The 13,465-nt window shown below is 67.2% G+C and carries 13 protein-coding genes; 12 read left to right on the top strand and 1 reads right to left on the bottom strand.

What is annotated here, in order from left to right; genetic code table 11:
* Window positions 1–29 precede the first annotated feature (29 nt).
* Both sfsA and map read left to right on the top strand, forming a co-directional pair.
* Entirely contained in the window at window positions 30–731 is a 702-nt protein-coding gene (gene sfsA, locus DC366_RS03430) for a DNA/RNA nuclease SfsA (RefSeq protein ID WP_108690728.1), read from the top strand.
* 129 nt (window positions 732–860) lie between these two features.
* A complete protein-coding gene (map, locus tag DC366_RS03425) occupies window positions 861–1,715 on the top strand; it encodes a type I methionyl aminopeptidase (RefSeq protein WP_108690727.1) in 855 nt (284 codons plus the stop codon).
* A gap of 80 nt (window positions 1,716–1,795) precedes the next feature.
* Here map and DC366_RS03420 read toward each other — a convergent pair whose 3' ends face one another.
* The gene (locus tag DC366_RS03420) at window positions 1,796–2,995 is read right to left on the bottom strand and encodes a BaiN/RdsA family NAD(P)/FAD-dependent oxidoreductase (RefSeq protein WP_108690860.1); all 1,200 of its coding nucleotides are present in this window, start codon (window positions 2,993–2,995) and stop codon (window positions 1,796–1,798) included.
* 145 nt (window positions 2,996–3,140) lie between these two features.
* Between DC366_RS03420 and ftsW the strand changes: the two genes are divergently transcribed.
* From ftsW to ftsZ, 10 genes are all read left to right on the top strand, one after another.
* Window positions 3,141–4,307: a putative lipid II flippase FtsW gene (ftsW, locus tag DC366_RS03415; protein ID WP_108690726.1), complete on the top strand. Its 1,167-nt coding sequence runs from the start codon at window positions 3,141–3,143 to the stop codon at window positions 4,305–4,307.
* Complete coding sequence (murG, locus tag DC366_RS03410) at window positions 4,304–5,419, top strand: undecaprenyldiphospho-muramoylpentapeptide beta-N-acetylglucosaminyltransferase (RefSeq protein WP_108690725.1); 1,116 nt, start codon at window positions 4,304–4,306, stop codon at window positions 5,417–5,419. Before ftsW ends, murG begins: the two co-directional genes overlap by 4 nt.
* Entirely contained in the window at window positions 5,420–6,838 is a 1,419-nt protein-coding gene (murC, locus tag DC366_RS03405) for a UDP-N-acetylmuramate--L-alanine ligase (RefSeq protein ID WP_108690724.1), read from the top strand.
* A gap of 3 nt (window positions 6,839–6,841) precedes the next feature.
* Window positions 6,842–7,102, top strand: coding sequence for a DUF2484 family protein (locus DC366_RS03400; protein WP_108690723.1), 261 nt, complete (start codon window positions 6,842–6,844; stop codon window positions 7,100–7,102).
* A 10-nt stretch (window positions 7,103–7,112) separates the two neighbouring features.
* Window positions 7,113–7,391 (top strand): hypothetical protein, encoded by a 279-nt coding sequence (locus DC366_RS03395; RefSeq protein ID WP_108690722.1) that lies wholly within the window; start codon window positions 7,113–7,115, stop codon window positions 7,389–7,391.
* Window positions 7,388–8,353 carry a UDP-N-acetylmuramate dehydrogenase gene (murB, locus tag DC366_RS03390; RefSeq protein WP_108690721.1) on the top strand — a complete coding sequence of 322 codons (966 nt, stop codon included), beginning with the start codon at window positions 7,388–7,390 and terminating at the stop codon, window positions 8,351–8,353. Before DC366_RS03395 ends, murB begins: the two co-directional genes overlap by 4 nt.
* Window positions 8,354–8,393: 40 nt before the next feature.
* The gene (locus DC366_RS03385; protein ID WP_108690720.1) at window positions 8,394–9,314 is read left to right on the top strand and encodes a D-alanine--D-alanine ligase; all 921 of its coding nucleotides are present in this window, start codon (window positions 8,394–8,396) and stop codon (window positions 9,312–9,314) included.
* Entirely contained in the window at window positions 9,302–10,177 is an 876-nt protein-coding gene (locus DC366_RS03380) for a cell division protein FtsQ/DivIB (RefSeq protein ID WP_108690719.1), read from the top strand. Before DC366_RS03385 ends, DC366_RS03380 begins: the two co-directional genes overlap by 13 nt.
* A complete protein-coding gene (gene ftsA / locus DC366_RS03375) occupies window positions 10,174–11,508 on the top strand; it encodes a cell division protein FtsA (protein WP_108690718.1) in 1,335 nt (444 codons plus the stop codon). The genes DC366_RS03380 and ftsA overlap by 4 nt, the downstream gene beginning before the upstream one ends.
* Before the next feature lie 173 nt (window positions 11,509–11,681).
* Window positions 11,682–13,385, top strand: a complete 1,704-nt coding sequence (gene ftsZ / locus DC366_RS03370) for a cell division protein FtsZ (protein WP_108690717.1) — start codon at window positions 11,682–11,684, stop codon at window positions 13,383–13,385.
* Window positions 13,386–13,465: the final 80 nt, after the last annotated feature.

Genomic DNA, 13,465 nt, shown 5'->3' with positions numbered 1-13,465 from the left:
GGCCTCTGCTTGGGTATAGGGCGCGTCCCATGCGGTTTCAAACCCCTCTTGAGCGCGGCGAGCTGATCTGCCGCTACAAACGCTTTCTTGCCGATATCCGCCTGCCGGACGGGCGCGAGGTGACGGCCCATTGCGCCAATCCCGGCCGCATGACCGGCCTTGCCGAGCCGGGCATGTCCGTCTGGGTCGAGCCGAACGACGATCCGCGCCGAAAGCTGGACCATGCGTGGCGCCTGGTGGAGCTGCCGGGCGGGAATCTGACCTGCGTCGATACCTCTGCTGCCAACCGCGTGGTGGGCGCGGCGTTGCGCGCCGGAAAGGTGCCGCAGCTTGCGGGATATGACACCGTCCTGGCCGAGCAGAAATACGGCGAGCGCAGCCGCGTTGATTTCCTGTTGCGCGCGCAGGATCGCCCGGAGGCCTATGTCGAGGTGAAATCGGTCACGCTCAGCCGCCGCGCCGGGCTGGCCGAATTTCCGGACACAAGGACCGAGCGCGGCGCGCGCCACCTTGCGGATCTGGCCGATATCGCGCGCAGCGGTCGACGCGCGGTTCTTTTCTATCTGGTCCAGCGCAGCGATTGCGATCGCGTCACCACCGCAGCCGATATCGACCCGGCCTATGCCGCCGCCCTTGCGGCGGCGCGGGCTGCCGGGGTCGAGGTGCTGGCACATGCGGCCGCGATCAGCACGGCGCAGATCACGCTCGGCCCCGCGCTGCCATATGAGTGATGCCGCCATTCGCTCCTTTGTCATTTTGTGCGATCCCAAAATCGCGCCCGCCGCACTGCGCGCGCCCTCTGGCCCTTTGCGCCCGTGCGCCCTAAGTAGGCCCCGAATACACCAGACAAGAGGCCACACGTGACACAAGAGCATCGCGGACGCACCACACGGGACGGAATTCGGATCCACGAGGCCGCCGATTTCGCAGGCATGCACAAGGCCGGCGCGCTGGCGGCGAAGATCCTGGACGAAATCGCGCCGCATGTGACCGTGGGCCAGACGACCGCCGCGCTCGACGCGATGATCGAAGGCATGGTGCGCGATGCGGGCGCGACCTCGGCCACGATCGGCTACAAGGGCTACCAGCACGCCAGTTGCATCAGCGTCAACCATGTCGTCTGTCACGGCATCCCCGGCGGCAAGATCCCGAAATGGAAGAACGACAGCAACGCGCGCCCCGATGACAGCCTCAAGGATGGCGATATCCTGAACGTGGATGTCACCGTCATCGTCGATGGCTGGTTCGGCGACACCAGCCGCATGTATGTCGCGGGCAAGCCCAAGGCCTATGCCGAGCGGCTGATCCAGGTCACGCATGACGCGCTGATGGTGGGGATCGAGGCGGTGCGTCCGGGCAACACTTTTGGCGATATCGGCCATGCGATTCAGGCCTATGCGGAGGCGCATCAGACCTCCGTCGTGCGCGATTTCTGCGGCCACGGCCTTGGCCGGGTGTTTCATGCGCCGCCCAATGTGCTGCATTTCGGGCGCGCGGGCTCGGGCGCGGTGCTGGAGGAGGGGATGTTCTTTACCATCGAGCCGATGATCAACCTCGGCCGCCCGGAGACCAAGGTTCTGTCCGATGACTGGACCGCCGTGACGCGCGACAAGTCCCTGTCGGCGCAGTTCGAGCATTCCATCGGCGTGACGGCGACCGGCGCCGAGATCTTCACCCTGTCACCCGGCGGGCTGTTTCACCCCACATACGGCTGACAGCGCGCGGGTTTCGATTTTTCGCGGAAAAATCTTCTGTGGAATGGGTATTTGGGCCAAGAAAAAACCATGGGCCGTGGTCAGGTGGCGGGGGCCGTTTTTTCCCGGATCGCGCGGCCTGCGGCAGCGCCCGACGCCCAGGCCCACTGGAAGTTGTAGCCGCCCAGCCAGCCGGTGACGTCCAGCGCCTCGCCGATGACGTAAAGGCCGGGCAGGGCGCGCGCCTCCATCGTCCTGGAGCTGACGCCGTCCGTGTCGATGCCGCCCAGCGTGACCTCTGCCGTGCGGTAGCCTTCGGTGCCGCCGGGGGTCAGTTGCCAGTTGGCCAGCGTATCGCAAAGCCGCGTGAGCGCGGCGTCGCCCTGATCGGCGAGGTTGCCCGTCAGGGCCAGCCCGGTCTGGGCGGACAGGGCCGCGACCAGACGGGCGGGCAGGTGGCGCGCAAGCTCGGTCGTCAGTTTGTGGCGCCCCGATTGGGCGCGCTGCGCGCGCAGGCTGTCCAGCAGGGTGCCGGCCGGATCGAGATTGACGCTGATCGGCGCGCCCTCCTGCCAATAGGAGGAGATCTGCAGCATTGCCGGACCGGACAGGCCCCGATGCGTGAACAGCATCGCCTCGTCGAAACGGGCGCCGCCCGCGCCCGCCCGTACCGGCAACGCGACGCCGGCCAGATCGGCAAAGCGGCCTTCGGGAAAGGTGAAGGGCACCAGCCCCGCGCGCGTGTCCGTGACCGCCAGCCCGAACCGGCGCGCGATGTCATAGGCAAGGCCCGTCGCGCCCATCTTGGGGATGGATTTGCCCCCCGTGGCCAGCACCACGTTTCGGGCGGTGACGGTCCGGCGCGCGCCTTCGACCTCCAGCACGGCGTGGAAGGCGCCGCCGTCATGGCCGAGCTCCGCCAGCCGGGTCTGCAACCACAGATCGGCGCCCGCGCGCGCCATTTCGCTGCGCAGCATGGCGACGACATCCTTGGCGGAATGGTCGCAAAAGAGCTGTCCCAGCGTCTTTTCATGCCAGGCGATGCCATGCGCCTCGACCAGGGCGATGAAATCCCACTGGGTATAGCGTCCCAGCGCGGACTTGCAGAAATGCGGGTTGGCCGAGATGAAGTTCTCCGGCGCCGTGTAGAGGTTGGTGAAGTTGCAGCGCCCGCCGCCCGATATGCGGATTTTCTCGCCGGGCGCGCGGGCGTGATCGATCACCAGCGTACGGCCCGCGCAATGGGCCGCGCACATCATGCCGGCGGCCCCGGCGCCAAGGATCAGCGTGTCGATCTGCATGATGCGTGCCCTGCCTGATGCGCGGCGCAGGGTCAAGCGGGCATGCCGGTGCGTCAGAACGCTTTCCTCGCGGCGCATCTGCTGCTAGAGTGGGCGGATAGACCCCGAAAAGGGGCGATGTTCGAGGCGGAAATCGGCGGATAGAATGACAGAAATGGTCTATGGATCGGCTCCCATCCGGGATGTCGAGCCGGTCCTTCCCAAATGGTGGCGGACGATCGACAAATGGTCGATCTCTTGCGTGCTGATCCTCTTCGGGATCGGGCTGCTTCTGGGCTTTGCGGCGTCGCCGCCCCTGGCCGAGAAGAACGGGTTTGCACCCTTCCACTATGTTCAGCGGCAAACATTCTTTGGCGGGATGGCGATGATCGCCATGTTCGCCACATCGATGATGGGGCCGATGCTGGTGCGGCGCCTCGCCGTGATCGGGTTCCTGATCGCGCTGGTCGCGCTGATGCTGCTGCCATTCCTTGGCACCGATTTCGGCAAGGGCGCGGTGCGCTGGTACAGCCTTGGCTTTGCCTCGGTGCAGCCCAGCGAATTTCTCAAGCCCGGCTTTGTCGTCGCCGCCGCCTGGATGATGGCCGCCAGCCGCGAGATCGGCGGGCCGCCGGGCCTCAGCTGGTCCTTCATCCTGACGATGATCATCGTCGCGTTCCTCGCGCTTCAGCCCGATTTCGGGCAGGCCGCGCTGATCATGTTTGCCTGGGGCGTGATGTATTTCGTCGCCGGTGCGCCCATCCTGCTGCTGGCCGCGATGGCCGCGCTGGTGGTGCTGGGCGGCTCCTTCGCCTATTCCAATTCGCAGCATTTCGCGCGCCGCATCGACGGGTTCCTGTCGCCGGACGTGGACCCCACGACGCAGCTTGGCTTTGCCACCAACGCCATTCAGGAGGGCGGTTTTTTCGGTGTCGGCGTGGGCGAGGGGACGGTCAAGTGGTCGCTGCCTGACGCGCATACCGATTTCATCATCGCCGTGGCGGCCGAGGAATACGGGCTGGTTCTGGTGCTGATCGTGATCGCGCTTTACGCCACCGTTGTCGTGCGCTCGCTGATGCGGCTGATGCGCGAGCGTGATCCCTTCATCCGGCTGGCCGGCACGGGGCTGGCCTGCATCTTTGGCGTGCAGGCGATGATCAACATGGGCGTCGCGGTGCGCCTGCTGCCCGCCAAGGGCATGACGCTGCCCTTTGTCAGCTATGGCGGCTCGTCTCTGATCGCGGGGGGAATCGCGGTGGGGATGCTGTTTGCCTTCACCCGCTCGCGCCCGCAGGGCGAGATCGGCGATATCCTGCGCGGGAGGGCAAGATGAGCCGCCGCGCGCCCCTTTTGCTGATGGCCGCGGGCGGCACCGGCGGGCATATGTTCCCCGCGCAGGCCCTGGCCGAGCAGATGCTGGCGCAAGGCTGGCGCGTGCAACTGAGCACCGATGCGCGCGGCGCGCGATACACTGGCGGCTTTCCCGAGGGGGTGCAGATCCGCCAGATCTCCAGCGCGACCTTTGCGCGGGGCGGCGCGGCGGCCAAGGCGATGGCGCCGCTGCGCATCGCCGCGGGCACAGTGGCCGCAACATGGCGCATGCTGCGCGAGAAGCCCGATGTCGTGATCGGCTTTGGCGGCTATCCCAGCATTCCGGCGCTGTCGGCCGCGTGGCTCTTGCGGCGCCCGCGCATGGTGCATGAACAGAACGGCGTTCTGGGCCGGGTCAACCGCCTCTTTGCGAAGCGCGTCGATGCCATCGCCTGCGGCACCTGGCCCACCGACCTGCCCGAGGGCGTTCAGGGCTATCACATCGGCAATCCGGTGCGCGCGGCGGTGCGCGAGCGGGCGGGCGCGGGCTATATCCCGCCCGGCGATTACCCGATGTCGATCCTCGTCATCGGCGGCAGCCAGGGCGCGCGCATCCTCAGCGACGTGGTGCCGCCCGCGATTGCCAGCCTGCCGATGGACCTGCTGCGCAACATCCGCGTGGCCCATCAGGCGCGCGGCGAGGATCTGCAGCGCGTGGCCGAGTATTACGCCGAGCAGGGCATCGATGCCGAGGTCGAGGAATTCTTTGCCGATGTGCCGCGCCGGATGAGCGAGGCGCAGCTGGTGATCAGCCGCGCCGGCGCGTCCTCGGTCGCCGATATCGCCGTCATCGGACGCCCTTCCATCGTGATCCCCTACGCCGCCGCGACCGGCGATCACCAGACCTCCAATGCGCAGGCCCTCAAGGTGGCGGGCGCGACCATCCTCGTGCCCGAAAGCCGCCTGAACCACGAGGCGCTGGCCGAGCAGATCGAGACGATTATCGGCAATCCCAAGGGCGCCGCGCAGATGTCGCAGGCCGCGTTGCGCAGCGCGGTCCCCGACGCCGCCGAACGGCTGGCCGAGATGGTGGAGTGGCTGGCGCAGAAATCCGAGCACAAAGGAACGACATAGATGAATTCAGCGGCCACCAAACTGCCCGGCGATGTCGGACCCATCCATTTTGTCGGGATCGGCGGCATCGGCATGTCGGGCATCGCGGAGGTTTTGCTGAACCATGGTTATGTCGTTCAGGGCTCGGATCTGAAGCGCTCGCCGCTGACCGACCGGCTGGAGGAAAAGGGCGCGCTGATCTTCGAGGGCCAGCGGGCGGACAATCTTGAGGCGGCCGAGGTCGTGGTGATCTCCTCCGCGATCAAGCCCGGCAACCCCGAACTGGACGAGGCACGCCGCCGCGGCCTGCCGGTGGTGCGCCGCGCCGAGATGCTGGCCGAGCTGATGCGCCTGAAGTCCAACATCGCCGTCGCCGGCACGCATGGCAAGACGACGACGACGACGATGGTCGCGGCGCTTCTCGATCATGGCAAGTTCGATCCCACGGTCGTCAATGGCGGCATCATCCACGCTTATGGCAGCAACGCGCGCGTCGGCGGCGGCGAATGGATGGTGGTGGAGGCCGACGAGAGCGACGGCACCTTCAACCGCCTGCCCGCGACCATCGCCATCGTCACCAATATCGACCCCGAGCATATGGAGCATTGGGGCACCGTTGCAGCGCTGCACAAGGGGTTCGAGGATTTCGTCAGCAACATTCCCTTCTACGGGCTGGCGATCTGCTGCACCGACGATGCCGATGTGCAGACGCTGCTGGCCAAGATCACCGACCGGCGCGTTGTCACCTATGGCTTCAACGCGCAGGCCGATGTGCGGGCGGTCAACCTGCGCTATGCGCAAGGCGTCGCGCATTTCGACATCGAGCTGCAGGCCGAGGGCAGGATGATCGAGGGCTGCACGCTGCCCATGCCCGGCGATCACAATGTCAGCAATGCGCTGAGCGCGGTCGCCGTCGCGCTTCATCTTGGCATGAAGACCGGCGAGATCCGCGAGGCGCTGGCCAGCTTCCGGGGCGTCAACCGCCGCTTTACCCGTGTGGGCGAGGTGGACGGCATGACCATCATCGACGATTACGGCCACCACCCGACCGAGATTTCCGCCGTGCTGAAGGCCGCGCGCCACGCAACCGAGGGGCGCGTGATCGCCGTGCATCAGCCGCATCGCTATACCCGCCTGCATCACCATTTCGAGGAATTCTGCGCCTGCTTCAACGAGGCCGACGTCGTGGCCATCGCCCCGGTCTATGCCGCGGGCGAGGACCCGATCGAGGGCGCCAGCCGCGATGATCTGGTCGCCGGGCTGATCGACCGGGGGCACCGCGACGCGCACGCCATCGACGGCGAGGAGGGGCTGGCCGATCTGGTGCGCGCCCACGCCCGTCCGGGCGACATGGTGGTTTGCCTTGGCGCCGGCACGATCAGCGGCTGGGCGAACCGGCTGCCGGAGGCGCTGAAGACACCGCAACTGCAGGAAGGATAGCCCATGCCGACATCCCTCATCCTCGCCTGTCTCTGGGCACTGGCCGCCAACCTGCTGGCGATGACGCCCAGCCGCGACAATCACTGGCGCGCGGCCTATGCGCTGATCGCGGTGGGCATTCCCATCCTCGGCTATGTCACGTGGCAGAACGGTCCCTGGATCGGGCTTTTCTGCCTCGTTGCGGCGGCATCGATGTTGCGCTGGCCGGTGGTCTACCTGTGGCGCTGGCTGCGCGGCGCGCCCGATGGCCTGACCGAGGATTGAGCGGCGCGCGATGTCCGGTCTGACCCTTCTTTTTGCCTTCATGGCGGCGGCGTTCTGCGTCGGCACGGCCGTGTTCTATGGCATTGTCGCGCGTCGCACGCTGCGGGGCGCGGCACGTGGCTGGCTGCTGTGTGCCACGCTCGTCGTGGTGCTGGGCTGGAGCGGCTACATGCTGAACGTCGCGCCGAACGCGGCCATCCTGACCGGGCTCATCCTGCCGCTGTGGCTGATGGGCGGGTTGCTGGGTCTGCTCATCGGCGCGATCCGCAATCGCAGGCGGGGGCCATGAGCGCGCCCATGCCCGCCGTGCGCGGCAAGCTGACGCCGCAGAGGCCGCTTGCGGACCTGACATGGCTGCGCGTGGGCGGGCCTGCCGACTGGCTGTTTCAGCCCGCGGACGAGGCGGATCTGGCGCAGTTCCTTGCCGCGCTGGACCCGCAGGTAAGGGTGTTTCCGATGGGCGTCGGCAGCAACCTGATCGTGCGGGATGGTGGCTTGCGCGCGGTGGTGATCCGCCTTGGGCGCGGCTTCAACGGCATCGAGGTGGCGGGAGGCCGCGTCACCGCAGGCGCCGCCGCGCTGGATGCGCATGTGGCGCGGCGCGCGGCAGAGGCGGGCATCGATCTGACCTTCCTGCGCACCATTCCGGGCGCCATCGGCGGCGCCGTGCGCATGAACGCGGGCTGCTATGGCACCTATACCGCCGATGCGTTCGTCTCGGCCCGCGCGGTGACGCGGGCGGGCGAGGTGGTGACGCTGGACGCGGGCGATCTGAATTTCCATTACCGCCAGACGGATCTGCCGGATGGCTGGGTGCTGACCTCGGCGGTGCTGCAAGGGCCCGAGGGCGATCCCGCCGCGCTGGCCGCGCGGATGGAGGCGCAACTGCAAAAGCGGGACGAGACGCAGCCCACCAAGGAGCGCACCGCCGGCAGCACCTTTCGCAACCCTGCCGGGTTCTCCAGCACGGGGCGCGCCGATGACACGCACGAGTTGAAGGCGTGGAAGGTGATCGACGACGCCGGAATGCGCGGCGCGCGGCGCGGCGGCGCGCAGATGAGCCCGAAACATTCCAACTTTCTGGTCAATACCGGGAGCGCCACGGCCGCCGATCTGGAGGGACTGGGCGAAGAGGTGCGAAAAAAGGTTTTTCAAACCAGCGCAATACAGTTAGAGTGGGAAATCATGAGGGTCGGCGAACCGGCCCCGGCGGGGAATGACCCCGTACAGGACACTTTGAAAGACCAATAAAAACAGGACCGAAAACGGTCCGGGACATTGAGGCAGATCGGTGGTTCGTTCGAGCAGGACAAACCCCAAGGTTGCGGTGATAATGGGCGGCCCGTCGGCAGAGCGCGACGTGTCGCTGTCTTCGGGGCGCGAATGCGCCGCCGCGCTGAGGGATGAAGGCTACAACGTGGTCAAGGTCGATGCAGGCCCGGACCTTGCGCATCAATTGTCGGATATTGCACCTGACGTCGTCTTCAACGCCCTGCACGGGCGCTGGGGCGAGGATGGCTGCGTTCAGGGCATGCTGGAATGGCTGCGCCTCCCCTATACTCATTCGGGCGTCCTGTCCTCGGCACTGGCGATGGACAAGGAGGCCACGAAATCGGTCTACCGCGCCGCCGGGCTGCCGGTGGTGCCCAGCATCCTTGCGCGCAAGGCCGATGTTTGCGCCGCCCACCCGATGCAGCCCCCCTATGTGGTCAAACCCTACAACGAGGGCTCCTCCGTCGGCGTCTATATCGTGCAGGAGGCCGCGAACGGCCCGGCGCAGCTGGGCGATGACATGCCCGACCGCGTGATGGTCGAAGCCTACGCGCCCGGCCGCGAGTTGACCGTGACGGTCGTCGGGGACCGGGCGCTGACCGTCACTGACATCATCACCGAGGGCTGGTACGACTATTCCGCGAAATACGAGGTCGGCGGCTCGCGCCATGTGGTGCCCGCCGACATACCGCAGGACATTTTCGATCTGTGCATGGATTACGCCCTGCGCGCCCATGTCGCGCTGGGCTGCCGCGGCGTCAGCCGCACCGATTTCCGCTGGGACGAGGCGCAGGGGCAGGCCGGTCTGATCCTGCTGGAGACGAATACGCAGCCGGGGATGACGCCCACCTCGCTCAGCCCCGAACAGGCGCGCGCGACCGGGATGAGCTTTGGCGCGCTGTGCCGCTGGATGGTGGAGGATGCATCATGGGGCAGGTAGGCACCAAGAACGATCCGGCGCCGTCGCGCTGGTCCTACCGGATGCAGCGGGTGCTGCTGACGCCGATGTATCGGCGGCTGTTGCGCTTTGGCGTGCCGTTCTGCCTGACCTTCGGCGTGGCCAGCTGGTACCTGTCCGATCCGGCGGTGCAGCAGCGCATGGTGCAGGCCTATATCGACATCCGCGAGCAGATCCAGACGCGCCCCGAATTCATGGTCAAGCTGCTGTCGGTCGAGGGCGCCAGCCCCCGCACCGCCGCCGATGTGCGCGAGGGCTTCAGCTATTCCTTGCCGCTCAGCTCCTTCGATATGGATCTGGAGGCGGTGCGCGCCGCGGTCGAGGATATTCCCGCCGTCGCCAGCGCCGCCGTCCGCGTGCGCCAGGGCGGCGTGCTGGAGGTGCGCGTGCACGAACGCCAGCCCGCGGCGCTGATGCGCGTGCCCAAGGGGCTGATCGTGATCGACGCCGAGGGCGTCGCGCTGGACGTGGTGGCGCACCGCGCCGAGCGCGCGCGCCTGCCGGTTCTGACCGGGGACGGCGCGCAGGACGCGGTGCCCGAGGCGCTGGCGATCCGCGCGGCTGCCGGCCCGCTCGGGCCGCGCCTGCGGGGGCTGGTGCGGATGGGCGCGCGGCGCTGGGACGTGGTTCTGGATCGCGGCCAGCGCATCATGCTGCCCGAGGACGATCCGGTGCGCGCGCTGGAGCGCGTGATCGTGCTGAACGAGGCGCAGAACATGCTGGAGCGCGATATCGCGGCCGTGGACATGCGGCTGGCCGACCGGCCGACGCTGAGAATGAATGAACCCGCCAGCCAGCAATGGTGGCGCGTGCGGAACTTGAGTGCAGGGGCAAGTGCAGAATGATCGAACTTTATGAATCGCAGCGCGCAATGCGCAACATGCGCCGCGCGGCCATGCAGCGGGGTGTGGTGGCTGTTCTGGATGTCGGCACGTCCAAGATCGCGTGCCTCGTGCTGCGTTTCGACGGCACCGAGCGGCGCGAGGGCGAGGGCGGCATCGGCGCGATGGCCGGGCAGGCGGGGTTCCGCGTGATCGGCGCCGCGACCACCCGGTCGCGCGGCGTGCGCTTTGGCGAGATCGAGGCGATGGGCGAGACCGAGCGCGCCATCCGCACCTCCGTTCAGGCCGCGCAGAAGATGGCCAACATGCGCGTCGATCACGTCATCGCCTGTTTCTCGGGCGCCGGGCCGCGCAGCTACGGGCTGGCCGGGCAGGTCGAGCTTGAAGGGCATATGGTGTCCGAGCAGGATGTCAGCCGCGTCCTCTCGGCCTGCGAAGTGCCCGATTTCGGCGACGGGCGCGAGGTGCTGCACGCGCAGCCCGTCAACTTTGCGCTGGATCACCGCTCGGGGCTGATCGATCCGCGCGGGCAGATGGGCAACGCGCTCAGCACCGATCTGCACATGCTGACCGTCGACAGCGCGCCGATCCAGAACCTGGCCCATTGCGTCAAGCGCTGCGATCTGGAACTGGCCGGCATCGCCAGCTCGGCCTATGTGGCGGGCATCTCGTCGCTGGTCGAGGACGAGCAGGAACTGGGCGCGGCCTGCATCGATCTGGGCGGCGGCAGCGCCGGCATCTCGATCTTCATCAAGAAGCACATGATCTATTGCGACAGCGTCCGCATGGGCGGCGAGCATGTGACATCGGACATCTCCATGGGCCTGCAGGTGCCCACCGCCACGGCGGAGCGGATCAAGACATTCTATGGCGGCGTCGTCGCCACCGGGATGGACGACCGCGAGATGATCGAGATCAACAGCGATACCGGCGACTGGGGCCATGACCGCCGCAGCGTCAGCCGGGCCGAGCTGATCGGCATCATGCGCCCCCGCGTCGAGGAAATCCTCGAGGAGGTGCGCGCGCGGCTCGATGCCGCCGGCTTTGACTGCCTGCCCAGCCAGCAGATCGTTCTGACCGGCGGCGGCAGCCAGATCCCCGGCCTTGACGGCCTTGCGACGCGCATCCTGGGCCAGCAGGTGCGCCTTGGCCGGCCTCTGCGCGTGCATGGTCTGCCGCAGGCGGCCACGGGCGCCGGGTTTGCCAGCGCGGTGGGCATGTGCCTCTTTGCGGCGAACCCTCAGGACGAATGGTGGGACTTCGAATTGCCGGTGGATCGCTATCCGGCACGGTCGCTGAAGCGGGCAGTGAAATGGTTCAAGGACAACTGGTAGCCGCTAAATAGGGTGTCGTCGGCGAAATCCCGCGAAAACCTGTCAAAAAGGGTCTATATTTTGTGTTGAACTTGTGTTTTTTAGGTGACGATCCGGGCATATCTCGGTAATAATGCGAATTAAGGCAGAAAAATGGCCCGCGAATGTGGGCGCAAGCACAGGCGGACAGAGCAATGACATTGAACCTCACCATGCCCGGACGCGAAGACCTCAAGCCCCGGATCACCGTTTTCGGTGTTGGCGGCGCCGGCGGTAACGCGGTCAACAACATGATCGAAAAGCAGCTGGATGGGGTCGAGTTCGTCGTTGCGAATACCGACGCGCAGGCGCTGCAGCAGTCGAATTCCGAAAATCGCATTCAGCTGGGCGTGAAAGTGACCGAAGGGCTGGGTGCGGGCGCCCGTGCCTCGGTCGGCGCCGCCGCCGCCGAGGAGTCGATCGAACAGATCGTCGATCATCTGGCCGGCGCGCATATGTGCTTCATCACTGCCGGCATGGGGGGCGGCACCGGAACCGGCGCCGCGCCGATCATCGCGCAGGCCGCGCGCGAGCTGGGCGTTCTGACCGTCGGCGTCGTGACCAAGCCCTTCCAGTTCGAGGGCGGCAAGCGGATGAAGCAGGCCGAGGACGGCGTCGAGGCGCTGCAAAAGGTCGTCGATACGCTGATCATCATTCCTAACCAGAACCTGTTCCGCCTGGCGAATGAGAAGACCACGTTTACCGAAGCCTTCAGCATGGCCGACGACGTTCTCTATCAGGGCGTCAAGGGCGTGACCGATCTGATGGTGCGCCCCGGCCTGATCAACCTCGACTTTGCCGACGTGCGCGCGGTGATGGACGAGATGGGCAAGGCAATGATGGGCACCGGCGAGGCCGAGGGCGAGGATCGCGCGATCCAGGCCGCCGAAAAGGCCATCGCCAACCCGCTGCTGGACGAAATCAGCCTCAAGGGCGCCAAGGGCGTGCTGATCAACATCACCGGCGGCACCGATCTGACCCTGTTCGAGCTGGACGAGGCCGCGAACCGCATCCGCGAGGAAGTGGACGCCGAGGCGAACATTATCGTCGGCTCGACCATGGATCCCGCGATGGAAGGCATGATGCGCGTCAGCGTTGTCGCCACCGGCATCGACGCCGCCCCGGCCACGACCGAAGTGCCGGTGCCGCGCCGCTCGCTGGCCGAGCCGCTGCGCCAGAATGTGTCGAGCGAGCAGCCCGCGCCGCAGGAGGAAGCGCCGCGTCCCGCAGTCGCCGCATCGCAGCCGCAATCGCAGCCCGCGCGCCAGCCCGAGCCGCAGCAGCCTGCCGCCCGCCGCGAAGAGGCGCCCGAGCCGTCGCTGTTCTCGTCCATGGATGACGAGCGCGCCGCCGCCGAGGAGCAGATGGAGGACATTTTCGAGCCGCGCGAAGAGCGCCGCGCCGAGCAGGGCCGCCCCGCCGCGCGCAGCGACAATGACGTGCCGCCCCCCGCCTACGCCCCGCGCCCCACGGCCGCCGAGGAAGAATACGAGGAAGAGCTTCAGGCCTATGTCGCACCGCGCGCCCCGGCGCCCGGCACGCCCTCGCCCGAAACGCTTGCGCGTCTGCAGACCGCTGTCGGCAACGCGGCCTCGCGCCGGCCCGAGGGCGCGCAGACCCCGCAGGTGCGCCAGGCACAACAGCAGGCACGCACGGCCGAGCAGCCTGCCGAGCGTCCGCGCTTTGGCATCAATTCCTTGCTCAACCGGATGACCGGCCACGGTCAGGAAGCCGAAGCGCCGCGCCAGCCCCGCCAGCAGCCCAGCGTCCAGGCCCATCAGCCCGCGCCGGTCGAGCCTGACGAAGAGCGCGACGAGCAGATCGAAATCCCGGCCTTCCTGCGACGTCAGGCCAACTGATCCGCGCCGCGCTGGCGGCGTAGGTAACAATGTATGCAATACAGTGATGAAAGGCCGCCTCAAAGGCGGCCTTTTTTCGT

The sequence above is a fragment of the Pelagivirga sediminicola genome, from assembly GCF_003072125.1.
GTDB classification, from domain to species: Bacteria; Pseudomonadota; Alphaproteobacteria; order Rhodobacterales; family Rhodobacteraceae; genus Roseovarius; species Roseovarius sediminicola.
This window is presented reverse-complemented; position numbering and strand designations above follow the sequence as displayed.